Annotated in this window: 15 protein-coding genes; 6 read left to right on the top strand and 9 right to left on the bottom strand. The window is 54.8% G+C overall.

Annotated features, from left to right (window positions below; all coding sequences use genetic code 11):
- Window positions 1-53: 53 nt before the first annotated feature.
- Window positions 54-338, top strand: coding sequence for a type II toxin-antitoxin system RelE/ParE family toxin (locus tag IEY39_RS30270; RefSeq protein ID WP_188935831.1), 285 nt, complete (start codon window positions 54-56; stop codon window positions 336-338).
- A gap of 19 nt (window positions 339-357) precedes the next feature.
- A complete protein-coding gene (locus tag IEY39_RS22175; protein WP_188935829.1) occupies window positions 358-669 on the top strand; it encodes a HigA family addiction module antitoxin in 312 nt (103 codons plus the stop codon).
- A gap of 68 nt (window positions 670-737) precedes the next feature.
- Here IEY39_RS22175 and IEY39_RS22170 read toward each other — a convergent pair whose 3' ends face one another.
- From IEY39_RS22170 to thrA, 5 genes are all read right to left on the bottom strand, one after another.
- Window positions 738-3,878: a zinc-dependent metalloprotease gene (locus IEY39_RS22170; protein WP_188935827.1), complete on the bottom strand. Its 3,141-nt coding sequence runs from the start codon at window positions 3,876-3,878 to the stop codon at window positions 738-740.
- Between the two features lie 35 nt (window positions 3,879-3,913).
- Window positions 3,914-4,267, bottom strand: a complete 354-nt coding sequence (locus IEY39_RS22165) for a hypothetical protein (RefSeq protein WP_188935821.1) — start codon at window positions 4,265-4,267, stop codon at window positions 3,914-3,916.
- A 9-nt stretch (window positions 4,268-4,276) separates the two neighbouring features.
- Window positions 4,277-5,698, bottom strand: a complete 1,422-nt coding sequence (gene thrC, locus IEY39_RS22160) for a threonine synthase (protein ID WP_262892874.1) — start codon at window positions 5,696-5,698, stop codon at window positions 4,277-4,279.
- Window positions 5,685-6,617, bottom strand: a complete 933-nt coding sequence (locus tag IEY39_RS22155) for a homoserine kinase (protein WP_188935819.1) — start codon at window positions 6,615-6,617, stop codon at window positions 5,685-5,687. The genes thrC and IEY39_RS22155 overlap by 14 nt, the downstream gene beginning before the upstream one ends.
- A gap of 67 nt (window positions 6,618-6,684) precedes the next feature.
- A complete protein-coding gene (gene thrA, locus IEY39_RS22150; protein ID WP_188935817.1) occupies window positions 6,685-9,132 on the bottom strand; it encodes a bifunctional aspartate kinase/homoserine dehydrogenase I in 2,448 nt (815 codons plus the stop codon).
- Window positions 9,133-9,412: 280 nt separating this feature from the next.
- Between thrA and IEY39_RS22145 the strand changes: the two genes are divergently transcribed.
- Window positions 9,413-11,992, top strand: coding sequence for a phosphoenolpyruvate carboxylase (locus tag IEY39_RS22145; protein ID WP_188935815.1), 2,580 nt, complete (start codon window positions 9,413-9,415; stop codon window positions 11,990-11,992).
- A gap of 131 nt (window positions 11,993-12,123) precedes the next feature.
- On the opposite strand, the gene IEY39_RS22140 is transcribed toward IEY39_RS22145, so the two are convergent.
- A complete protein-coding gene (locus IEY39_RS22140) occupies window positions 12,124-12,648 on the bottom strand; it encodes a YcxB family protein (RefSeq protein WP_188935814.1) in 525 nt (174 codons plus the stop codon).
- Window positions 12,649-12,911: 263 nt separating this feature from the next.
- Entirely contained in the window at window positions 12,912-13,196 is a 285-nt protein-coding gene (locus IEY39_RS22135; RefSeq protein WP_188935812.1) for a DUF7674 family protein, read from the bottom strand.
- Between the two features lie 216 nt (window positions 13,197-13,412).
- Between IEY39_RS22135 and IEY39_RS22130 the strand changes: the two genes are divergently transcribed.
- The 3 genes from IEY39_RS22130 (at window position 13,413) to IEY39_RS22120 (ending at window position 17,709) form a co-directional block, all read left to right on the top strand.
- The gene (locus tag IEY39_RS22130) at window positions 13,413-14,027 is read left to right on the top strand and encodes a GNAT family N-acetyltransferase (RefSeq protein WP_188935810.1); all 615 of its coding nucleotides are present in this window, start codon (window positions 13,413-13,415) and stop codon (window positions 14,025-14,027) included.
- A 479-nt stretch (window positions 14,028-14,506) separates the two neighbouring features.
- Window positions 14,507-16,105 (top strand): outer membrane beta-barrel protein, encoded by a 1,599-nt coding sequence (locus tag IEY39_RS22125; RefSeq protein WP_188935808.1) that lies wholly within the window; start codon window positions 14,507-14,509, stop codon window positions 16,103-16,105.
- Window positions 16,106-16,383: 278 nt separating this feature from the next.
- Complete coding sequence (locus IEY39_RS22120; protein WP_188935806.1) at window positions 16,384-17,709, top strand: outer membrane beta-barrel protein; 1,326 nt, start codon at window positions 16,384-16,386, stop codon at window positions 17,707-17,709.
- Window positions 17,710-17,779: 70 nt separating this feature from the next.
- Here the strand turns inward: IEY39_RS22120 and IEY39_RS22115 are convergent, their stop codons facing one another.
- Entirely contained in the window at window positions 17,780-19,279 is a 1,500-nt protein-coding gene (locus IEY39_RS22115) for a glutamate synthase subunit beta (RefSeq protein WP_188935804.1), read from the bottom strand.
- 112 nt (window positions 19,280-19,391) lie between these two features.
- Complete coding sequence (gene gltB / locus IEY39_RS22110) at window positions 19,392-23,924, bottom strand: glutamate synthase large subunit (RefSeq protein ID WP_444544441.1); 4,533 nt, start codon at window positions 23,922-23,924, stop codon at window positions 19,392-19,394.
- Window positions 23,925-24,014: the final 90 nt, after the last annotated feature.

Genomic DNA, 24,014 nt, shown 5'->3' with positions numbered 1-24,014 from the left:
TTTTGTAATCGGGAAAATACTTACCTTTAGCATTAGTAACGTAAAACGGTAGTATGATTCTGTCTTTTGGGTCCAAAGAAACGGAGAACATTTGGAATGGATTTAGAGTCAAATCTTTACCTATTGAGATACAACAGATTGGAAGGCGGAAGTTAAGAATGCTCAATAACTGCCAAAACTTGATCGACGCAAGCATACCGCCAGCAAACAGGTTGGAAAAATTATCGGGTAAAGGGAAGGATTTTTATTCTATTCGGATAAATGACCAGTGGAGGATCGTTTTTAAATGGGATAAGGGTAATGCGTTGGAGGTGGAGATATTGGATTATCACAAATAAATTAATAAACTATAATAAAATGAGTGCCGCGAAAAAGCTTAAGAACATCCATCCGGGGGAGGTTCTTTTGGAAGAATTCCTTCGTCCGTTGCATATTACTGCTTATAGGCTGTCTAGGGAACTTGCTATTCCGCAGACCAGGGTCTCCGCGATTATAAAGGGCAAGCGAAGAATCACTGCCGATACGGCATTGCGTTTGTCGAGGTTTTTTGGGACTACTCCAAGGTTTTGGTTGGGTTTGCAGGATGATTATGATCTGGAAGAGGGAGAAACGATGAAGCTGGAGGAATTGAATACCATAAGGCATCATGCGGCCGGTGAGGCCGAATGAGTTAGGAATAATGCTGAATGAGTTGGGAGAACAGCCCGCGGCCGGAGGCCGCGGGCGTTTGTTTTTTCTTATTTTTTGATGACGCGTTGGATATGGGTGCCGGTGGTGGAGTTGACCTGGAGCAGGTAGACGCCGGAGGCGAGGCGGGAGCCGGAGAGGTCGAGGTGGAGGCGGCTGCCGTCTGACTGGACGCCGGATTGGCGGAGGAGTTCGCGGCCGGTGATGTCGAGCAGCCGGATCTCGACGGGGCCTGGCTGGACATGGCTGAAGAGGATGTCGAGGCCGGTGGTGAAGGGGTTGGGCAAGATGGTGATGGCCGGCGTAGCGTACGGGTCTCTTAAGAGGACTATATTACTATACGTGCCTTTTCCATCGAGGTCGATCTCTTTTAGCTGATAGTAGATGCTGTCTCCGGTGATGGATGGATCGGTGAAAGTGTAGTCCTTTTGGGTGCTGCTGTTGCCGGCGGCGGGGACGTAACCGATCTTCGAGAAATGCGTGCCATCCGCGGACCGATCGACTTCGAAGCCGGCGCTGTTCTGTTCGGTGGCGGTTGACCAGGTGAGTACGGCGTTGCCATTGACGAGGCGGCCATTGAATTGTAACAAGGTTACGGGTAGCACGGAGAGGCTGGGTACGCCTGCCCCGAACCCGGAGAAGCCGTTGGTGAAATTATAGGTGAGGCCGGTATTCGTGCCGAGACTGGTGATGGTTGGCGTAACGATGGTGACGGTACCCGCGGCATTGGGGTTGGACGGGGTGACCAGCGAGATCGGATTCGGCGTCTTTACCAGTTGGATACTGGTGATGCTTTGGCCGGTGGCGGTCTGCCAGCCCTGCACTTCGGCCTGGGTATAGTAGAGGGTGATGTTGTAGCTGCCCGATGGGTTATTCGTCGTGGGTATGACGTGGAAAGTCTTATTCATCAGGTAGTTGGCCGGGGTGTTATTCCAAAACTGCGTGGTGCTGGCGCCCGCGCGATCGATGACGACCTGGGTACAGCCGTAGTCGAAGCTGCTCAGGTTCTGGATGCGGGCCATCAGTTCGCCATTGGTCTGGTCGTAGAAATAGATGTCCTGGTTGGGGCCTAGCCATTGGGATTGCGAAGAGTTGACGACCGTTTGGACCAGGGTTCCGGGGTCGGGGTAAGCGAACTTGATGAGAGGTTTTACCCCACCGGTATAGCCGCTGAGGCCGCCGAAGGCGGCGGAGCAGGAAACCGGGGAGAAGATGAAGTTGGTGTTGCCGGAGCCGTCCACGTAACCTTCTACATAGTCGCTGTTGTCGGTGGTGCTTCCACTGTAACAAATCTCCACCGCAATATTGGACGTGCCATCCCAGGTGAAGGGGGTGGAGAAGGTGAACCAGTTGTACCCGTTGGTGGTGGTATAGTTGGAGCTATAGACGGTGGTGAATGCGGCGTCATTGAGGGGAGCGCCGTTGTATGCCGCGGTTGCGGTGGTGAGGCCCATTTTTATCGTCAGGCCCTGGTAAACGAAGGATGAGCCGCTATTCTTATCGATGAGCATGGAAAGGCCTACGATATTGCCCGCCTTGACACCCTGGGCAGTGAGTTCACTTGCATAGTATAGCACCTGCGTTTTGTTCTGCGCGTTGGCGGCCATGAATGGGCTTTGAAGGGTACCCTGGTCGCTGCCGATGGCAGCGGTGTCGGTGGTGGGGCCATAGGGGGCTTTGTTGTTGTTGTCGATGGTCAGCACGAAGTTGGGCCGGCCGTCGCCTACTACCGCATTGCCGCCGCCGTTGTTGAGGGTGTAGCTGAGGGTGGCGCTGCGGGTACCTTTGACGCTGGCATCGTTATAAATGCGGACGGTGAAGGGCTGCGATGACGTCGAACCGGCGGCGAAGGTGAGCTGCTGGCTTGGACTGGTGAAGCTGCCGTTGGTGGTGATGTCGAAGTCGATGCCCTGTGTGGCGGTGCCGCCGGCATTGACGGCGAGGGTTGCCGTGGCGTTGGCAGAGGGTGCGACGCCGATGACCATATTATACGAATAATCTTTATAGGAGCGGCAGCCGGTGGTAGCAGCCGTTGCTTCGGTCTGCCTATCACCCTGGAGCTGGAAGTCGATCTTGGGGGTGCAGCTGGCGTCGGGCGGCGTTCCACCAAGAGAGGTGGTGAGGCTGGCGCGGTTGACGCTGATGACGGAGGCCTGCATCCGGGCCGACTGGCCAGGGGTGAAGAGGGTGTAGCAATTTGTATAGTTCATGTAATTGCTCTCGGTGGCGATGGTGTAAGGGTTGCCGCTGCAGGGATTGGTGCCGGTGCGGCAGGTGAAGTCGACTACGCCAGTGGCGGAATTGATATTTTCGGAGATGGGGTCGGTGTCACAGATCTGGTCGCCATCGGCGGCGCAGTTGCCGGTGCTGGCGGGGCATAGACTTGCATCGGTGGAACCCTGGAAGGGGTGATATAGATTGAAAGCGTGGCCTATCTCATGGGGAAGGGTCTTCTGACCGGCGACCATCTGGGTGGCGAGCATGACGATGCCGTCGAGGGTGGATGGGGCGCCGGGGAAATAGGCATAGCCGGCGATGAACTGACCGCGGGTGCCGTCATTGCCGTCGATCTTGTTGACGATCCAGATATTATAATATTGGGTGTTGTCCCAGCGGCTGAGGTTTTTTATGTTGATCTCGGGAGCGCCATTGGTGGTATTTCGGTTGACCCCACCCGCGACATAGCCTGCGACGCCGGAGCCGTCCACGCGGTTGATGCCATTGGTAGGGTTGCAGGTGGGATCGCGTTGGGCGAGGACGAACTGGATGCCCAGGTTGCCGGCTCCATAGCCAGTAGTGACGGTGCCGGGCCAGGTGCCGTTGTAGACCTGGTTAAGGTAGCTGAGAGCGCCGAGGATCTGGGCGTCGGAGGGGTTATAGATCGTTCCGACATCACCGCCGGTGTGGATCACGTGTACGACAACGGGGATCTGGTAGGGGCTGCTGAGCGTATATGCGCCCCGGCCGCCCGTGACGATCTTGCGCGAATTCCGCCGGATCATGAGTTCGGGATGCTGCTGGATGTAGGTGCGGAGGGAGGCTTCGCCTTCCTGTACGTTTCGGAGATATTGAGGGTTCTCCTTCATTAATTGGGCATGGGCGCCGTCGAACCCGCAGATGGGTTGGGCAAAGGAACATTGGGTCAGAAGTCCTAGCAGACAGGTGATGAGGATGTTGGGGCGGCTTTTCATTGGATACTTTGTGAAACGCCGAAAAATGATAAAAATTATCGAGAGTTCATAGCTGAGGACAAGGAATTTTCGACGGGTTTGGACAATAGGCGATCGCGAAGCCAGAGGAACGATTTTTCGACTATAATATGGAGTAGCCAGCCGCCTAAAAAGGCCACGCCGGCACCCGCAAAAAAGGGGAGGTAAGTATTGTTACCTAGGGATGGTCGTAATAATTGGAGGGTGAGATGGATGAGGGGTTTGTGGGTGAGGTGTTTTTGGGTGAGGTAGACGGCGGTGAAGGTGAGCAGGCGCGATGGCCAGGGCCCGGAGATGATCGAGGTATAGGGCCAGTACGGCGACGATGATGTCCGGGGCCCGGAGATGATCGTCGCCGGGGAGATCGCCAAGAGCTTGCTCTAAGATAACAGGAAATCCTTCAAAATAGTGTAGTGCGCTTCGATCTTTTTGCTTTGTTTTTGTTTGTCGAGCAATGGGGCGACGGAGTCGGGTAAGGGTATCCGTTGGCCGATGATGGGTTCTACGGTGTCGTAGAATTTTACCGGGTGCGCTGTTTCGAGGAAGTAGCCTTTTTCGCCGGGGTGGGCTTCCAGGAATCGCTGTAGCGCGAGCCAGCCTACGGCGCCATGGGGATCGGCGAGATAGTGGTGATCGGTGAAGAGGCGGCGGATGGCCGTGATGGTTTCCTCGTCGGAGATGCTGTAGGCGGTGAGGGTTTTTTGCAGGGAGGGCAGGTGTTTCCCGAAGAGTTCGAGGATGCGGACGAAGTTGCTGGGGTTGGCGACGTCCATGGCATTGGAGAGTGTGGGCACGGAGGGCTTGGTTTGGAATTCACCGGTTTGGAGGAACATGGGGATGACGTCGTTTGCGTTGCAGGCGGCGATGAAGTGGCTGGCGGGGAGGCCGGAGCAGTGGGCGAGGATGCCGGCGCAGATGTTGCCGAAGTTGCCACTGGGAACGCAGATGACGGGGGGATGGGCTTTATCGGCCCATTGTTGCCAGGCGAAGAAATAATAGAACTGCTGGGGCAGCCAGCGGGCGACGTTGATGGAGTTGGCGGAGGTGAGGAAGAGTTTTTGCTTTATGCTTTGGTCGGCGAATGCTTCTTTTACCATTTGCTGGCAGTCGTCGAAGCTGCCATTTACTTCGAGGGCAGTGATATTTTTTCCGAGGGTGGTGAGCTGGAGTTCCTGGACGCTGCTGACCTTTCCCGAGGGGTAGAGGATGACGACGTTGATGCCTTCGACGTCATAGAAGCCGCTGGCAACGGCGCCGCCGGTGTCGCCGGAGGTGGCGACAAGGACGGTTACGGGGCGGTGGGTGTCGCGGACGAAGTAACCCAGGCAGCGGCTCATGAAGCGGGCGCCTACGTCTTTGAAGGCGAGGGTGGGGCCGTGGAAGAGTTCGAGGGCCCAGCTATTGGTGGCGGGGGTTTTGCCTGAGGATGCGGCGGCGGAGGGAGTGGTGGCGGGGTTGGCGGATGCCGGAAGGGGTTCGCCGGGGGATACGGTGGCGATGGGGCGTTCGCCGGGGGTAGATGATGCCGGGGAGATGGGGACGAGGGGGAAGTCGAAGTTGATGGTTTCGGCGACGATGCGGCGGAGTTCTGGTTCCGGAATGGTGTCGCCGGTGTAGGGGCGGATCACCTGGTAGGCGAGCTCTTCGCGGGACAGGGTGTCGATGTTATCGAGAAGGGTTTTGGGGAGGGCAGGGATGGACTGGGGAAAGTAGAGGCCTTTGTCCGGGGCTTGACCCTGGATGGTGGCTTCTTTGAAACTGACGGGGGCGCCTGTAGGATTATTTAGACTATAGTATTGCATGTTCGATGATCTTTACTCCTTGTTGGTTGATGGTGGTGACGTAGGTGTGGTGATCGAGCCCGATGCGGGTGTAGATCGCTTTCATGGTGGTTTCGACCTGTTGGGCGGTGGCGAGGTCTTTACTCAGCATGAAGATGGAGGGTCCTGAGCCGGAGATGCCGCCGCCGAGGGCGCCGGCTTCCTTGCATTTTGCTTTTACTTCGTCGAAGCCGGGGATGAGCATGCTGCGGACAGGTTCGATGATGACGTCTTCGAGGCTGCGGCCGATGAGATCGTAGTCGTTCTTGACAAAGCCGGCCACCAGGCCGGCGATGTTGCCCCATTGCCGAATGGCGTCCTTCAGCAATACCTGTTTGCGCAGGATCTGCCGGGCGTCGGATGTCCGGACCTCTATCTGTGGATGTACCACGGTGACGTAGAGGCGTGGAGCGGGGATAGAGACGATGTCGAGGGGGAAGATGGAGCGAATGAGGGTGATTCCTCCATAGATGCAGGGGGCGATGTTGTCCGCGTGTTTGACGCCGGAGGCGACTTTTTCGCCAAAGAGGGCAAAGCGGACCATGTCTTCCTTGGAGAACGGGTTGCCGAGGAGGTGATTGGCGGCGACCACTGCACCGGCCGCTGACGCGGCGCTACTTCCGATGCCGCTGCCGGGTTTTATCTGTTTGTTGATGATGACTTCGAAGCCGATGGGCTGGTCGAGTTCGGCCAGCATCTCGATGAGGGGGGCACCCGCGGTGTTCTTTGCGGGGTCGGCGGGGAGTGGAAAGCCGTCCAGGCTGGTGATGATGACGCCGGGCTTGTCCAGCTTGCGGACTTCCATGATGTCATAGGGCTGATCGAGCGCCATGCCGAGGATATCGAACCCGCATACGAGATTGGCGACGGTGGCCGGAGATTGTATAGTGACCTTATTCATAATTGTATGGTGTGCTGCTGCATATGTATGGTGTCCTGCTTCACGTGTATGGTGTGCTGCTTCACGGTTAAGAATTGATAGCGCGTAAAATGTCGGCGAATACCCCGGAGGCGGTGACGTCCGCACCCGCGCCGGCGCCTTTTACGACGAGGGGTTGTTCGGGATAGCGATCGGTATAGAACAGTACTACATTATCCTTTCCATAGAGATGGTAAAGATCGTGTTCGGGGCCGATGTGCTCGAGGCCGACGGAGGCCTTGCCGTTGTCATAGCTTGCCACGAATTTCAGTTTCTTTCCTTCGCTGGCCGCGGCCTGGTAGAGCTGTTTGAAATGGGCTTCTTCTTTGGTCATGGCGGCATAGAAGTCCGCTACGCTTCCTTGCATGCAGGAGGCGGGCATAAAGCTACGGTTGCCGATGTCTTCCATTTCCGTCTTTTCGCCGGATTCCCTTGCGAGGATCATGATCTTGCGCATGACGTCGGTGCCGCTGAGGTCGAGGCGCGGATCGGGCTCGGTGTAGCCTTCTTCCTGGGCCTGGCGGACGACGTCGGAGAAGGGGCGCTGGCCGTTGTAGTTGTTAAAAACGAAGTTGAGGGTGCCGCTGAGGACGGCCTGGATGCGACGGACCTTGTCGCCGCTGCGAAGCAGGTCGTTGAGCGTGCCGATGACGGGGAGGCCGGCGCCGACATTTGTTTCGAAGAGGAAGGGGGCGTTGAATTCCCGCGCCAGGTCTTTTAGCAGCCTATAGTTGCCGTAGATAGACGAGCAGGCTATTTTGTTGCAGGCGACGACGGAGATGCTTTTTTGCAGGAGGGCGGCGTAGCGGGAGGCAACGTCGGCGTTGGCGGTGACATCGGCGAAGACGGTGTTGCGCAGGTTGCGGCTGGTGATGCCGGCGATCCATTCGTCGAGCTGCATCGGCTGACCGTTGTCGAGATGATGCTGCCAGTTGTCCAGGGAGATGCCTTCGTTATTGAAGACCATTTTGCGGCTGTTGGCGAGGCCGATGATCCGGATCTGGATGCGGAGGTGTTCCTGGAGGTAGGATCTTTGCTGGAGGAGCTGGGCGATGAGGCGGTGGCCTACATTGCCGGTGCCGGTGATGAAAAGGTTTATTTGTTTATAGGAGGTTTCGAAGAATTCTTCATGGAGGACGTTGATGGCCTTGCGGACATCGTCAGCGGCGACGACGGCGGAGATATTTCTTTCCGAGCTACCCTGGGCGATGGCGCGGACGTTGACGCCGTTGCGGCCGAGGGCGCCGAACATTTTGCCGCTGACGCCGGGGTGGCTTTTCATGTGATCGCCTACGAGGGCGATGATGGCCAAGCCGGTTTCGATGATGAGCGGTTCGACGATGCCGGTGTTGATCTCATAGTCGAAGGCATTGTCCACGGCCTGTTTGGCGGCGCTGGCGCTATTTTCATCGACGCCTACGCAGATGCTGTGTTCGGAAGAGCCCTGGGTGATGAGGATGACGTTGATCTGTTGGCCGGAGAGGGCTTCGAAGAGGCGCTTGGAGAAGCCGGGGATGCCGACCATCCCGCTGCCTTCGAGGCTCAGGAGAGCGACCTTGGCAATACTTGAGATGCCGCGGATGCTGCTGCCGTTGTTTGTGGTCTCGAATTCGATGACGGTGCCCGGGTCGGCCGGGGCGAACGTATTTTTTATCCAGACGGGGATGCCTTTTCGCATCACGGGCTGGATGGTTGGCGGATAGATGACCTTGGCGCCGAAGTGGGACAGCTCCATGGCTTCCTGGTAGGAGATGTTGGGGATGAGCCGCGGGTTGGAGACGAGGCGGGGGTCGGCGGTCATCATACCGGAGACGTCTGTCCAGATCTCGAGCGTATGCCCGTCGAGGGCTGCTGCTACTATGGCGGCGGTGTAGTCTGAGCCACCTCTTCCGAGAGTGGTGGTAACGTTGTGGCTATCGCTGGCGATGAAGCCGGGCAGGATGAATAGGTTGACGGCCGGGTTCTCGAGGATGTACCCCAGGATGCGGGCGTTGGTGGTGACGAAGTCGACGGCGGCGTGGCCAAACCGGGAGTCGGTGCGGATGAGTTCGCGGGAGTCTTTCCAGGCGTTGGCGATGCCGGCGGATTCGAAGCGGGCGGCGATGATGAAGGAGGATAACAGTTCGCCATAGCTGACGATCTTGTCCTGGGTGCGGGCGGAGAGTTCGCCGAGCAGGAATACGCCGCTGCAGATGTCTTCGATCTCGTTGCAACGGGTCTTTACTGCGCTGAGGACGCTGCTCTGGCCGGTGAGCGGCAGGAGGGCGCGGACTGTTTCGATGTGGCGGTTTTCTATCTCCTGGAGTTTTTCCTTATACGATTCGTCGCCGGTAGCTGCGGATTGGGCGGCCTGGATGAGTTTGTCTGTGATGCCACCCAATGCGGAAACGACGAGGATGGTTTTGTCTTTTGCGAGTGCCTGTTTGACTAATGCTATTACTTTATTTATGTTTTCGGCGTTTGCTACGGAAGAGCCGCCGAATTTTAGAACCTGCATACAATAGTTGAGTTTTGTAAATGATGGAAGGAAATCCCGGGGGTAATATGGAAATTGGCAACCCTTAACGGGTTGTGGAGGAGATAATAGTTGTAATTTCAACAACTATGGATGAGGGGGCGATATGATGGTGATGTAGGATCACGTTGCTAAGGTAGGAAGAAATGAATGTAAAAACAATTTTTTCCTTATTTCTTAGCGTGAATGAAGTAATTTTGCGATTGTTTTGAATGGTTATTGGCCGTTGGCTGCATTCTTTGAACAGTATTAATTTCCTTTTATGAATTATCAACCGTCCCAGGGGTTGGCGCAATTCAAGAACCTGGTGGGTATCAAATTCCAGTTATACAACAGCCTGTTCACTTCCCTGCCGTTTCATCGAATAGAGAAAACGGGGATACTGTTGTCGCTGTTGCTGACGATCTGCGAGGACGGGTATAAGAAGAAGCAGAGTCCGGAGCAAATCCTGGAAGATTTCTTCCGGAAGCATACGGCTTGTGTGGGTGAGCGGGAGAAGGCGGATACGCTTTTTCGTTTTGTGCAGTATGTCGAAAGGCAGATCGTGCTTTTCGACGCGCTGGAGGATGCGGCATTTCGTTTTGTAAATGATATGAGTGGCGCGGGGACGATGAAGCATCTGTTGTCGGAAGTGATACAGACGGGGAAGGAAGAAGAGCTGACGGAGAAATTGACCGATTATTCCGTGCGATTGGTGTTGACGGCGCATCCGACGCAATTCTACCCCGGGGCGGTGCTGGGGATCATCAACGATCTGTCGAGGGCGGTGATCGAGAATAATGCGGCTGACATCAATCTTTATCTCCAGCAATTGGGGAAGACTCCCTTTTTGAAGAAGCAGCGGCCAACGCCTTATGATGAGGCGATAAGCCTGATCTGGTACCTGGAGAATGTCTTTTACCAGGCGAGCGGGAGGATCATATCCGCGTTGAAAGATCAATTCCCGGATGCGGTGAATAAGAACAATGCCTTGATCAAGATGGGTTTCTGGCCTGGCGGTGATAGGGATGGCAATCCTTTTGTGAAAGCCGATACGACGCTGCGGGTGGCGGAGGCCTTGCGTGGGGCGATAGTCAAGTGTTATTATCTCGATGTGCGCAGGTTGAAGCGCAGGCTTACCTTCAAGGGGGTGGATGTGCTTGTCGCGGACCTGGAGCAGAAGCTGTACAATAATATTTTTGTGCCGGGACTACAGACGGAGCTGACGCGGGAGGAGATATTGGAGCAACTGACGCAGATAAGGGAGATAATTATTTATCAACATAATAGTCTATTCCTGGGTTTGGTGGATAACCTGATCGGGAAGGTGATGATCTTTGGGTTGCATTTCGCTACGCTGGATATCCGCCAGGATAGCAGTGTGCATGGCGGGGTACTAATGGCTATTGCGGCAAAGGAACGGCTGGTGCCGGAGCATTATGCTTCACTGCCGGATGCGCGAAAGCTGGAGCTGTTGACGGAATTGAGTGGCGAGGTGAAGGCTGAGCTGTATGATGACCCGCTGGTGAAGGATACGCTGGATTCGATCGCCGCTATGAAGACCATCCAGCGGATGAACGGAGAGAATGGCTGTAGCCGGTATATCATCAGCCAGTGCACGAGTGCGGTGAATGTGTTGGAGGTGATGGGGCTGTACCTGCTTTGCGGCTGGACAAAAGAAGAGCTGACCGTCGATATTGTGCCGCTTTTCGAGACGGTGGATGATCTGCAGGCGGCCGCGGGGGTGATGAAGACTTTGTATGAGCACAAGGATTATCGCCAGCACCTGCAGCGGCGGGGACATACGCAGACGATAATGCTCGGTTTTTCGGACGGGACGAAGGATGGCGGTTACCTGATGGCGAATTGGGCGATCTATAAGGCGAAGGAAGAGCTGACGGCTATTTCGAAGGAGTATGGGGTGGATGTGGTATTCTTTGATGGCCGTGGCGGTCCTCCTGCCCGTGGCGGTGGCAAGACGCACAAGTTTTATGCTTCGATGGGGAAGAATATCGCCAATAAGCAGATACAGCTGACCATCCAGGGACAGACGGTGAGCTCCAATTTCGGGACGATCGACTCGGCGCAGTATAATATCGAGCAACTGATACACGCGGGGATATCCAATGAGCTGTTCTCTTCGAAGGAGGTGACGTTGCAGCCGGACGAGGAGGAGTTGTTGCAGGCGTTGTCGGTGGAGAGTTATAAGGCGTATTCGAAGCTGAAGGAGCACCCCTATTTTCTGTCCTATTTGAATGAGGTGAGTCCGCTGCGGTTTTACAGCGAGACCAATATCGCCAGCCGGCCTACGAAGCGAAAGAGCGGCGGGCGGTTGGAGCTGAAGGACCTGCGGGCCATTCCATTTGTTGGTTCCTGGAGTCAGCTGAAGCAGAATGTCACCGGTTATTATGGCGTGGGCAAGGCCTTGCAGTGCCTGGACAAGCAGGGGAAGTGGGCGGGGGTGAAACGGTTGTATGAGAATTCGCTGTTCTTCAAGACGCTGCTGGACAATTGTGAGATGGCGATGAAGAAATGTTTCTTTCCGCTGACGGAGCATTTTGCGGTGCATCCGGTGTATGGGGAGATATGGACGCTGATCTATGATGAGTTTGAGCTGACACAAAAATATATCTTCAAGCTCTCGGGTAAGAATGAGCTGATGGCGGACTACCCGGTGGAGCAATTGTCCATCCAGATGAGGGAGAGGATCGCACTGCCGTTGAATACGATACAGCAATATGCGCTGACGAAATTCCAGGCGATAGAGAAGAGCGGTGATAATAAGCCGATGAAGGAGGTGTATGAGAAGCTGATTATGAGGAGCTCTTTTGGGATTATTAATGCCGCCAGGAATAGCGCGTAGCGTTAGGGATCGCAGCGGCAGCCCGAGCGGGACTACAGCGAGTCTAATGATTGGCCTTCGGCCGAACGGCTTCCTGCCGTTCCTGGCCCGACCCGAAGGGGAACGCCCGAGGTGTGAGTAGGGGCCTGGCGTTATGGCGGCGTAAGGTTTTGGGTTACGAATGCTTTGAAGGCGGCGCGATGTTCTTCTGAGGCGAACATTCTTTTCTGGATGACGATGAGGACTGGGGGTTTGCCTTTTTTCCCATCCAGCCAATAGAAATTCTTTGTTTCTTTCAGCTTGTCCAGATTGCGCCAGGGAATGGAGGTTTGTTTTGTCTTTGTATCTATTTCCAGTCCCCAGTGGGTGAACCGGTTGGTGATGTCATGAACCAGTTCCGGTTTGGTCGTAAAGATAAGCGGCCCCCCTACGAGCAGGCCCACGCACATAAAGGCGAGAAAGAAGAGCGGGCCAATGAAGGCGGTTAAAATGTCAGCCGGGTGGAATTTTCCTTCCAGTACTATTGACGGGATCTCAAGCGCCAGCGGTATCAGGTTGATGCCGGTGATGAAGAGGAGCACCATTCGCATCCATCTTGACTTGTACAGGGAGGCGTAGGCGAAGCTATACCATTCGCCGAGGGTAAAGTCTTGGGGGATTATAAAAGTATCTTGCATTGGGTGAGACACAGGTTGTTAGGCACCCAAAATAAGCAATAATCGGCAAGAAGCGACGGAGCGTTAGCGATCGAAGCGGCAGCCCGGATAATTAGCGTCGAGGCTACAGCACAACCGAGCCCTTAGGCGAAGGTTGCGAACGAGGAGGACCGTGGCGAAGCAGGCCCGACGAAGTTCTGCGCGGCCTGCGTTAGGGGGTGAAGCGGATAGCCCGGAGCAAGGCGAGGACTATGAGCTGAACACCCGACCCGAAGGGGAAAGCCCTAGGGTTTTGAGACCTGTTGGACGTAGAGGGCGTACAGGGGTTCGGGCATTGCGGCCCGGATGACCTTCCATTCCACAATATTACAACTGCACATCATCGTCGAGAAGGAGTAGATGAAGATGTTCTCTATTGCGTTGCGGGTTTGCATATTGCCTTTCTCATAGAGTCTTCCCATTAGGGTCATGCATTTTCTTACGGTTTGAAAGTCGTGCTCCAGCGCCATTCTTTTTGTGAAGTCGGTGAGGAGCTGGATGAGGGCGGGCATTTCTTGTTGCGAGAACATAGTTATAATGATTGTATATAGAGGATGCCAAAGGAGATGCCAAACGGGGTTTTAAACGGGGAAGGGATGGTTGAGGGGGTTAGCAGGTATGCAGGAATGAAAAAGTTTTTCAAAATAGAGGGGTGGAGTTTCGGGCGCCCGATTTTAGATTGTTGATTATCAATGGTTTGATTGTTTTGGAACGGGTTTGGCCTCTATGGGGGAAACAAATTGATCATGGAAGAAGAACCCGAAGGCGGGGCCATCAGCATAAGAATTGCCGTACCCGCCGATATCAAGTATGTATATCCTATCCTCGAAGAGATGGAACGTAGCGCCAAGGCCAGAGGGACGGGTATCGCGAAGCGTAAGCCGCAGACCCTTTGTCAGAAGATCTATGATGGGAAGGCGGTGATCGCTGTTGCCGACAATGGGCAGTGGGCCGGCTTTTGCTATCTCGATGTATATAGTGGCGGAGAGTTTGTATCCAACAGTGGGATGATCGTCAATCCGGCTTACCGCAATGGTGGGGTGGCTTCGGCAATGAAGCAGGAGATCTTTGATTTGGCGAGACGGTTGTACCCGGGTGCGAAGATCTTCAGTATCACTACCGGGGCTGCCATTTTGAAAATGAACAGCCGGCTGGGTTTTGAGCCGGTTGTGTATTCGGAGATCACGACCGACGAAAGGTTTTGGGATCAGTGTAAGGCGTGTGTGAATTATCCTGTTTTGCAGGGCCAGGGGAGGAAGCGTTGCCTTTGTACGGCGATGTTGTTCGACCCGGAGAAGCAGGAGGATTGGCGCCGGAACCGGCGGGAGGAGGCTTTTTCCATTTTGGAAGGGGTGCATTAAAATAAATAATAATATTTAGTTTTTTTGGATAGAGTGTAAATGTTACATGTTGAACATTTTCTAAAATATATTATGCATTTTATTTATAATATATTTTGGAGTACACTCTAAGAGGGAGAATTTAATTTTTTCGAAAAATTAAATTCGGCGTAAACACATATAATCTAATTTTTTATATGAAATGATTTTTTCAAATGGGTAGTGTTCCGGTGGTTTTCGCTTAAGGGTAGGGTTAGAAAAAATTAATGCCAAACCCTGGCGGGCCGGGCTTTTGGTAGTTTTTCGCAGCCGAAGACGCCCTAAATGGTATGGGATTGGGATAGTTTGCGTGACTGCTAAAGGCGCCGGAGGCCCTTTGTCCAAAGGACCGACATAAGCGCTTTGCGGGGAATGCCCCATTTTTTTTCGAAGGGCATTGCCCGCACATACTATCGGTTTGCTTGCCTGTCATTATTTACAATTAAAACCAGACTTTCAGTATGCTTAAGAGAATCATCATCTGCTTGTGTGCACAATTAGCTGTTTGTTACGGACATGCCCAGGATAAGGGGTCCACGTCCGGAGCATTTCTGGCAATGAACCAAAACACGACTACGAAAACAGAATTTTTAACCAAGACGGATTCGACGGTCAGGGGGAGTGGAGCGAAACCGGGATTTCTCCAGCGTTTGTTCAAGAAAAAGGATACGGCGGGTATCGAGGCGAGTACGCCGGCGAGTGCGCCTTTTGCCTTCGGGGATTTTTCCTGGCTGAATGGACAGAGCCGGAAGACGAGTCCGCCGCTGATCGACAGCAAGTGGTTTACCAGTGATGTTACGTTCGACCTGAACTTTACGCACTCGTATAACGATCCGATAGATAATACCGTAGTAGGCAGTACGGCCTTGTCCCGGAACAACGAGCTTCAGCTTTCCTTCCTGGGTTTTGGCGGGGACATCCACGTCAACAACGTCCGGGGCAGGGTGATGATGCAGTATGGAACCCGGAGTACGGTGGTTCCGCGTAATGACGGAAGCTCGTACAAGGGTCAGTATGACCTGCAGACCATTTACCGGTATATCAGCGAGGCGTATGCAGGTTACCACTGGGACACCTGGCACGGGATCAACCTGGATGCGGGTATCTTCATGTCCTATATCGGGTTGTTCTCTTATAACAATACCGAGAACTGGGGTTACCAGCCTTCCTATACTTCCGACAATACGCCCTGGTTCTTCAACGGCTTGCGGTTGCAGACCTTCCCCACCGATAAGTTAAAGGTGGAGTTGTGGCTGATCAACGGCTGGCAGAGCTATGGGACATTCAACCATTCGCCGGGTTTGGGTTTCTCGATCTATTACCGGCCGAAGGAAACGGTGGATTATGTCTCCAACTTCTACTATGGGAAGGATGACGAGGGTGCGCCCCACCGCTATCGTTTCCATAGCGACAACAGCTATCAATTGCGCTACATCAACCGCAAGCATGGGTTTGTGACGAAGGCGGCCTTTTCGATCACCGGCGACATCGGGATCGAGAATGGGGATGGGGTGAGTCCGTTTGGCAGTGGTTTGAAGGGTAAGGCCGACTACAAGCCGGCACAGAATTTCATCAGCGGGATGATCTACAACCGGCTGTGGCTGGGCGACAACCAGAAATTTGCGGTTACGGTAGGCGGCGGGTATATGCACAACCCAGGTCAGTACCTGGTGCTGGCGCCGACGGGCTATGCCGATACGTTGTTCCAGAACCAGACGGGTCCGGGTTCGACTTTCGATGCCTGGGATTATTCTGCATCGTTGGATTATATGCCGAAGGATAACATTACGATAAAGTGCGAATTTGTACACCGGAAGGTGAATGCGATAAGCCCCGCGGATGCGAGTGCTCCCGGGTCGCAGTTGACGGGTTACTTTGCCGGCCATGGCGGGGTGACTTCGCCTTCGGGCTATACCAATACGAGCGGACCGGGTGGCGCCTATACGTATGCGTCGAATGGGGCGTCGATTGCGCCGCCGTTGAGCAGTTGGGGTGGATGGCAGCCTGATATGGTGAATTCGGAGTCGCGGATCATTCTCGCGCTGTTGGTAAGGTTTTAGCGAAGAAATAATTTCTTTCAAATGGAGGCCGGCTCATATACAAATGAGCCGGCTTTTTGTTTAGGGATGAGCTGAAATGTTTAGGGATGAGCTGAAATGTTTTGGGATGAGCTGTTATGGTTCATCCCTTTTGTTTTGGTAATCTTTTTCAAATTGATGAGGTGATTGGGGCGGATTTGAGCTGATTAGAATCTCTTAATCCTTGATAGTCGATGACTTAGATAAATCATGACGATATGGTATGCGATTGGCAAAGGTGGGGGTACAATATTAAATGTATGGTTAAGAGATTACTTATTTGTTTTAGTGTGTTCATGGCCGTTATACATGGGTATAGCCAGGACACCCTTTCACATTCGAAGAAGGATACTGTATACCGTTCGTTACCCTCGCCGCTGCCCAATCCGCCTTTTCCCACCTCGGATTGGGATGGCGCGCCGCTGATCGGGGTCGATGCTACTCCGCCTAATTACCCGTTGACGAAGGCCTTGGGTCTCAGCAACCACAAGGTAAAAATATATGGTTGGGTGGATTTTGGCTATAATGCCAGCACCTCGAAGAATTCCAATGCACCGACTTCCTATGATATCGTTCCGAATTCGGTACAGCTGGACCAGGCGGCGATCAAGATCGAGAAGGATCCTAATACTGTTCAAACCGATCATTTCGACTGGGGTTTTCTTTCTACCACCATCTTTGGTACGGATTACCGGTATACTACGGCCAAGGGCTGGTTCAGCAACCAGTTATTGGCGCATAACCAGCTGTATGGGTTTGACCCCGCCGAGCTGTATGCTTTGTTGTATTTTCCAAAGATCGCGGATGGGATGATCCTCAAGGCGGGCCGGTTTATTTCTCCCGCAGATATCGAGGCACAATGGGCCCCGGACAATTACCTGTACTCGCACTCGCTGATGTTTACGGTTGACCCGTATACGTTCACAGGGGTACAGGCAACGTTCAAGCTTGGTTCTTACTGGCAGTTGGAAGTAGGCGCCCATGCGGGGAACGATATGGCGCCCTGGAGCAAATCAGCACAGCTGAATGGATTGCTGATGGCCCGCTGGGTGTCGAAGAACAACAAAAACTCCATTTACGGTGGGATCAACTCGCTGGGTTCGGGACAGTATAAAGACCAGCATGATGACCTGCAGATGGTGGTCGCCACCTGGGGGCATAAGTTCAACGAGACCTTTCACATGATGACGGAGGCCTACTATATGTGGCAGTTCAATGCGCTGCAGGGTGGTACCGTTATCAACGGTCCGAGTCATTATTACCTGGAGGGAGTGGGACCGGGCACGTTGGTCCCGGGTACCTCTTCAGCGGTTGGCCTGGTGAATTATTTCCAGATGCTGATCGATAAGAAGAACTATCTGTCGATCCGCAACGACTTGCTGAATGACCCGCAGGGGAACAGGACGGGCTTCAATACTTTGTATACGAGCCATACTATCGGCTTCGTCCATTATTTCACCGATCTTATCCGGATACGTCCGGAAGTGAGGTATGAGACGGCGTATGCGTCCGGGGTTACGCCATATGATAATGGGGCGAAGAAGGATCAGTTTACGGCGGCGATGGATTTGATCGTGCGGTTTTGAATAATACCCTTTGAAAAGAGAAGGGCCGGCTCCATCAGGAGCCGGCCTCTTTATTGGGGGTGCAAACGTTCTAAAGGGCTATTAAGCTTTGGTCTTTTCTTTCGAGCAGGGAGGCGCCGATGAGGTATTCGTCGACTTTGCGGGCGCATTCACGGCCTTCGCTGATGGCCCATACCACGAGGGACTGGCCGCGGCGCATGTCGCCGGCTGCGAAGACTTTGGGAATATTAGTCTGGTAGCCGCGATCGGAGGCTTTTACGTTGCCGCGTTCGTCGAGTTCGATGTCGAGTTCTTTGAGTAGTCCGTGGTGCTGGGGATGGACAAAGCCCATGGCAAGCAGGGCGAGTTCGCACGGAAGCTCTTCTTCACTGCCGGCGACTTCGGTGAACTGGGCGGCTTTGCCGTCCTCGGTCATTTTCCACTCGAGCTTTACGGTTTTTAGTCCTTTGAGGTTGCCCTTGTCGTCGCCGACGAATTCTTTCGTGGCGATGGCCCAGTGGCGATCGGCCCCTTCTTCATGTGAGGAAGAGGTCTTGAGGATCATGGGATAGGTGGGCCAGGGCATAAAGTCGGTGCGGGTGTGGGGCGGCTTGGGCATCAGTTCGAACTGGGTGACGGATGCCGCCTTGTGCCGGTTGGAGGTGCCTACACAGTCGCTGCCGGTGTCGCCGCCGCCGATGACGACGACGTTCTTACCCGTGGCGAAGATGTCTTCGAGGTGGGCGGTACCTGCGGATGGGTAGCTGGTGTTGGTGGGCAGGTTGCTGACGCGTTTATTTTGTTGTTTGAGGAAATCCATGGCGAAGTGGACACCTTTGAGCTGCCGGCCCGGGATGGACAGGTCACGGGGGATGGTGGAGCCCCCGGCCAGGACGATGGCGTGGAATTCCCTTAGCAGATCGTTGATGCTGATGTTGGCGCCGACCTCGGCGTTGCATTTGAAGACGATGCCGGCTTCTTCCATCAATTTGATGCGCCGGGCGACGACCCATTTTTCGAGTTTGAAGTCGGGGATTCCATAGCGGAGGAGGCCGCCGGGTTCGTCATCACGTTCGAAGACGGTGACGGAATGACCGGCTGCGTTGAGCTGATCGGCGGCGGCGAGGCCGGCAGGACCTGAGCCGACGACGGCTACTTTTTTCCCGGTGCGGAGGGCAGGATGGTTGGCCTTTACGAAGCCTTTGTCGAAGGCAATTTCGATGATATGGCGTTCGATCTCTTCGATGGCGACGGGGGGCTGGTTGATGCCCAGTACACAGCTGCTTTCGCAGGGAGCGGGGCAGATGCGGCCCGTGAATTCGGGGAAGTTATTGGTCGACGTGAGGATCTCGTATGCTTCCTGCCATTGCTGGCGATAGACCGCGTCGTTGAATTCGGGGATGACGTTACCCAGGGGGCAGCCGCTATGACAGAAGGGGATGCCGCAGTTCATACACCTGGCGGCCTGGTGGTTGAGCTGTTGGCCGTTGTAGGTGTTGACGAATTCCTTATAGTCGGTCTTGCGCTCGTGCACGGGGCGTTTGGAAGGAAGTTCGCGATTGAATTCTAAGAATCCTGTGGGTTTGCCCATTTTCTATATTGCTGTTTGTATTGTTAGTAGTTGATGGATTGGCGCACGGTCACAGAGAACAACGGAGTGGCTGAGTCACACATGAGAGCCTACTCCGCGTTCTCAAGCGTTTCTACTTGTGAGTAGTTCTCTGTGGCCGGGCTGCTTTTTCCAATAATACTTTTTTATAGTCTGTAGGGAAGACCTTTACAAAATGTTGTAGCTGGTTCTCGAAGTCGTCGAGGACGAATTTGGCGACGGTGCTGCCGGTGAAGGCATAGTGTCGTTGGATCATGTCCTTCAGTTCGACGATATCGTCGCCGGTGACGGGATCGAGGTCGACCATCTCCTTGTTGACATTGCGGTTGAAGACGCCGCGTACATCGTATACATAGGCGATGCCACCGCTCATACCAGCTGCGAAGTTGCGGCCTGTGTTGCCGAGGATGACGATGCGTCCGCCGGTCATGTATTCACATCCGTGATCGCCCACCCCTTCTACTACGGCTTTGACACCGGAGTTGCGGACACCAAAGCGTTCGCCGGCCTTGCCGCGGATGAAGGCTTCACCGGAGGTGGCGCCATAGAAGGCGACGTTGCCGATGATGCTGTTGTCTTCGGGGACGAACCCGGCGTTCTGGCTTGGATAGACGATGAGTCTTGCACCAGAGAGGCCTTTACCGAAGTAGTCGTTGGCGTCGCCTTCGAGTTCGAGGGTAACCCCGTGGGTGTTGAAGGCCCCGAAGCTCTGGCCGGCGGTACCGGTGAACTTGAAGTGCAGGGTGTCGTCCGGGAGACCGGCCGATTTGTACTTCTTGGTGATCTCGTTCGAGAGGATGGTACCTGCGGTGCGATCGGTGTTCTTTATCGGGAAGGCTGCAAAAACCTTTTGCCGGTGTTCGATGGCGGGTTTTGCGGCTTCCAGCAATTTCCAGTCGAGCACTGCCTCGAGGCCATGATCCTGATCCTCCATTTTGTGCAGACCGGTGTAAAGGGAAGCCGGTTCTTTGTACAGGATGGGGGAGAGGTCCAGTTTGCTGTATTTCCAGTGGGTGATGTTATCGCGGATCTCGAGGCTGTCGACCTGGCCGACCATTTCTTCGATGGTGCGGAAGCCGAGGTCGGCCATGATCTCGCGCAGCTCCTGCGTGATGAACTTGAAGAAGTTGACCACGTGGTCGGCATCACCGGTGAAGCGTTTGCGCAGTTCGGGGTCCTGGGTGGCGACGCCGACGGGGCAGGTGTTGAGATGGCATTTGCGCATCATGATACACCCTTCTACAACGAGCGCGGTGGTAGCAAGGCCCCATTCTTCGGCGCCCAGTAGCGTAGCGATGGCGATGTCCCTGCCGGTCTTCATCTGGCCATCGGCCTGGAGGACGACGCGGCTGCGCAGTTTGTTCCGCACCAGGGTCTGGTGGGATTCGGCGAGGCCGAGTTCCCAGGGCAGGCCGGCGTGGCGGATCGAGCTGATGGGGGATGCACCCGTACCGCCGTCGTGACCGGAGATGAGGATGACATCCGACTTTGCTTTTGCGACGCCGGCGGCGATGGTGCCGACACCGGCTTTGGACACCAGCTTTACGCTGATGCGCGCGGCGCGGTTAGCGTTCTTGAGGTCGAAAATGAGCTGTGCCAGGTCTTCGATACTATAGATATCGTGGTGTGGTGGCGGGGAGATGAGACCAACGCCGGGGGTGGAGTGGCGTACCTTGCCGATCCACTCGTCGACCTTATGCCCGGGCAGCTGGCCGCCTTCGCCGGGTTTTGCCCCTTGCGCCATTTTGATCTGGAGTTCGTCGGCCATGGTGAGGTAGTGGCTCGTCACCCCGAAGCGGGCGGAGGCTACCTGTTTTATCGCCGAGCGCATGGAGTCGCCGTTTGGCAGCGGTTCGTAGCGCAGTTCGTCTTCGCCGCCTTCGCCGGTGTTGCTTTTTCCACCCAGCCGGTTCATCGCAATGGCGAGGGTGGAGTGGGCTTCGTGGGAGATGGAGCCGAAGGACATGGCGCCGGTGGCGAACCTTTTATAGATGTTCTCGGCGGGTTCTACTTCTTCCAACGGGATGGCGGGGCGGTTGCGCTTGAAGGTGATCATGGAGCGCAGGGTCGCGGCTTTCTCGCTTTGGTCGTTGACGAGCCGGGAATATTTCTTGAATGTGTTGTAGTCGTTTGTCCGGGTCGAGTATTGCAGCAGGTGGATGGTGTTGGGATTGAAGAGGTGGAATTCCCCTTTCCGTTTCCATTGATAGATGCCGCCGACGGGCAGGCGTTCGACAGGGATGTCTTTCTTGCTAAAGGCAAAGAAGTGTTTTGCCAGGGTTTCTTTGGCGATCTCGTCGAGGCCCATCCCTTCGATGCGGGAGGTGGCACCGGTGAAGTATTTGTCGACTACGCTGCGGTTGAGGCCGATGATCTCAAATATTTGCGCGCCCTGGTAGGATTGCAGGGTAGAGATGCCCATCTTGGAGAAGACTTTCAGAAGACCGTCGCAGACGGCTTTGGTATAGTTCTTCTTTAGTTGTTCGGCGTCGAGTTCGGTCTGGAGCTTGCCGGCGAGCTTCATATCCCGGATGCTGGACATGGCCAGGTAGGGGTTGATAGCAGTGGCGCCGAAGCCGATGAGACAGGCGAAGTGGTGTACTTCCCAAACGTCGCCTGCTTCCACGATGATACCCACTTGTCCGCGATAGCCTTTGCGGATGAGGTGGTGGTGGACGGCGGAGCACGCCAGCAGGGAAGGTATGGGGGCGTGGTCGGAATCGATGGCGCGATCGGTGAGGATGAGCACTTCGAATCCGTCTTCCACGGCGTCTACGGCGTAGCGGCAGAGGCGGTCGATGCCTGCCTGGAGGGAGCCGGGTTTCCCGTCGGCGCGGAAGTAGGTTTGTAAGGTCTTTGCCTGGAAGATGCCGGTGTCGATGGAGCGGATCTTTTCCAGTTCGTGATTGCTCAGGACGGGATGTTTCAGGGCCACGCTATGACAGGCGAGCGGGTCTTCTTCGAGCAGGTTGGCGTTGCCGCCGACGAAGCTTGCCAGGGACATGACCAGCCGTTCGCGGATGGGGTCGATGGGAGGGTTGGTCACCTGGGCGAAGAGCTGTTTGAAATAGCTGCTTAAATGTTGAGGTTGATCACTGAGGACCGCGAGTGGGACGTCGGTGCCCATCGAGCCAACGGGTTCTTTACCATCGATCGCCATGGGGGCGATGAGGGTATCGAGGTCTTCGGTGGAATAGCCGAAGGCTTTTTGGTATTTGAATATCTGTTCGTGTTCGAGATGGGTGAAGAGGACCCGGGGTTCGGGCAACTCTTCCATCCGGATCTTATATTTATTCAGCCATTCCGCGTAGGGTTGCTGAGAGCAGATCTTTGACTTTAGTTCGTCGTCGCTGATGATTCGCTCCTGTTCGAGATCGACGATGAACATTTTGCCGGGTTGAAGCCGGCCTTTTTCTATGATCAGGCTGGGATCGACGGGCAGGACGCCGGTTTCGGATGCCATGATGACGCGGTTGTCCTTTGTCACGCAGTAGCGGGACGGGCGGAGGCCGTTGCGATCGAGGGTAGCGCCGATGATCTTACCGTCGGTGAAGGAGATGGAGGCGGGGCCGTCCCAGGGTTCCATGATGGAAGCGTGGAATTCGTAGAATGCCTTCTTTACCGGGTCCATCTGGTCGTTGCCGTCCCAGGCTTCGGGGATAAGCATCATCATCACGTGGGGCAGGCTGCGGCCGCAGAGGGTGAGCAGCTCGATGACGTTGTCGAGGCAGGCCGAGTCGGAGGAACCTTCCGCGATGAGGGGCAGGAGCATGTCCATTTCCTCTTTTGTAAAGTAGGGGGTGGTAAAGCCTTTTATGCTTGTCTTCAGCCAGTTGAGGTTACCTTGTAAGGTATTGATCTCGCCGTTGTGGGCGATATAGCGGAAGGGTTGAGCGAGTTTCCACGAGGGGAAGGTGTTGGTAGCAAAGCGGGAGTGGACGAGGCCGAAGGCCGAGACCACGCGTTTGTTGCTGAGATCGGGGAAATAGTTACGGACCTGGCCGCTGGTGAGCTGGCCTTTGTATACGATGGTCTTATAAGAGAGAGATGCGACATAGAATCCAATGGCATCCCTTTTTATCGTATTGAAAATAGTGTTGCTGGCGTAGTTGCGCAGCAGGAACAGTTTGCGTTCGAAATCGTCGGGTTGTTTGATGTGGTCGGGACAGGCGATGAATACCTGTTCCATTTCCGGTTCGACGGACAATGCGGTGGCGCCGATGCCATCGGGGTTGACGGGAACCTTACGGAAGCCGAGGATCTCGAGGCCGAGTTTTTCGGCGCTGCGGGCGAAGATGTCGCGGCATTCTTCTTTCAGCCGGATGTCGCGGGGGAAGAAGAGCATGCCGACGCCGTATTTGCCATAGGCGGGGAGGTGGATGCCGAGACGCACGCATTCGTCGAAGAAGAATTCGTGGGGTGTCTGGATCATGATGCCGGCGCCGTCGCCGGTGTTGTTCTCACAACCGCAGGCACCGCGGTGTTCCATGTTCTCGAGGATGGTCAGCGCGTCGGAAACGATCTGGTGAGACTTGTTGCTCTTAATGTTGGCGACAAAGCCAATGCCACACGCATCGCGTTCAAATTCAGGTGAGTATAATCCTTCGTTGATCATTTTTGCTAGCAAGATTAGACGTTTTGCAAAAAAAATGTTGTTTTGTTAGATTTTCTTATGGCATTAGCAGTGATCAAGTCGCTAAAATTACGGAAAAAATCA

The sequence above is a fragment of the Puia dinghuensis genome, assembly GCF_014642875.1.
Taxonomy (GTDB): domain Bacteria; phylum Bacteroidota; class Bacteroidia; order Chitinophagales; family Chitinophagaceae; genus Puia; species Puia dinghuensis.
Note: the sequence above shows the minus strand (reverse complement) of the source record. Positions and strands in the feature narration are given on the sequence as shown.

Bases quoted from the DNA above. Each gene is read 5' to 3' on its own strand.
- IEY39_RS22115 (WP_188935804.1), bottom strand. From the start codon at position 19,279: ATGGGCAAACCCACAGGATTCTTAGAATTCAATCGCGAACTTCCTTCC.
- IEY39_RS22125 (WP_188935808.1), top strand. From the start codon at position 14,507: ATGCTTAAGAGAATCATCATCTGCTTGTGTGCACAATTAGCTGTTTGT.
- IEY39_RS22135 (WP_188935812.1), bottom strand. From the start codon at position 13,196: ATGTTCTCGCAACAAGAAATGCCCGCCCTCATCCAGCTCCTCACCGAC.
- IEY39_RS22120 (WP_188935806.1), top strand. From the start codon at position 16,384: ATGGTTAAGAGATTACTTATTTGTTTTAGTGTGTTCATGGCCGTTATA.
- IEY39_RS22130 (WP_188935810.1), top strand. From the start codon at position 13,413: ATGGAAGAAGAACCCGAAGGCGGGGCCATCAGCATAAGAATTGCCGTA.
- IEY39_RS22175 (WP_188935829.1), top strand. From the start codon at position 358: ATGAGTGCCGCGAAAAAGCTTAAGAACATCCATCCGGGGGAGGTTCTT.
- thrA (WP_188935817.1), bottom strand. From the start codon at position 9,132: ATGCAGGTTCTAAAATTCGGCGGCTCTTCCGTAGCAAACGCCGAAAAC.
- IEY39_RS30270 (WP_188935831.1), top strand. From the start codon at position 54: ATGATTCTGTCTTTTGGGTCCAAAGAAACGGAGAACATTTGGAATGGA.
- IEY39_RS22140 (WP_188935814.1), bottom strand. From the start codon at position 12,648: ATGCAAGATACTTTTATAATCCCCCAAGACTTTACCCTCGGCGAATGG.
- thrC (WP_262892874.1), bottom strand. From the start codon at position 5,698: ATGCAATACTATAGTCTAAATAATCCTACAGGCGCCCCCGTCAGTTTC.
- IEY39_RS22170 (WP_188935827.1), bottom strand. From the start codon at position 3,878: ATGAAAAGCCGCCCCAACATCCTCATCACCTGTCTGCTAGGACTTCTG.
- IEY39_RS22155 (WP_188935819.1), bottom strand. From the start codon at position 6,617: ATGAATAAGGTCACTATACAATCTCCGGCCACCGTCGCCAATCTCGTA.
- IEY39_RS22145 (WP_188935815.1), top strand. From the start codon at position 9,413: ATGAATTATCAACCGTCCCAGGGGTTGGCGCAATTCAAGAACCTGGTG.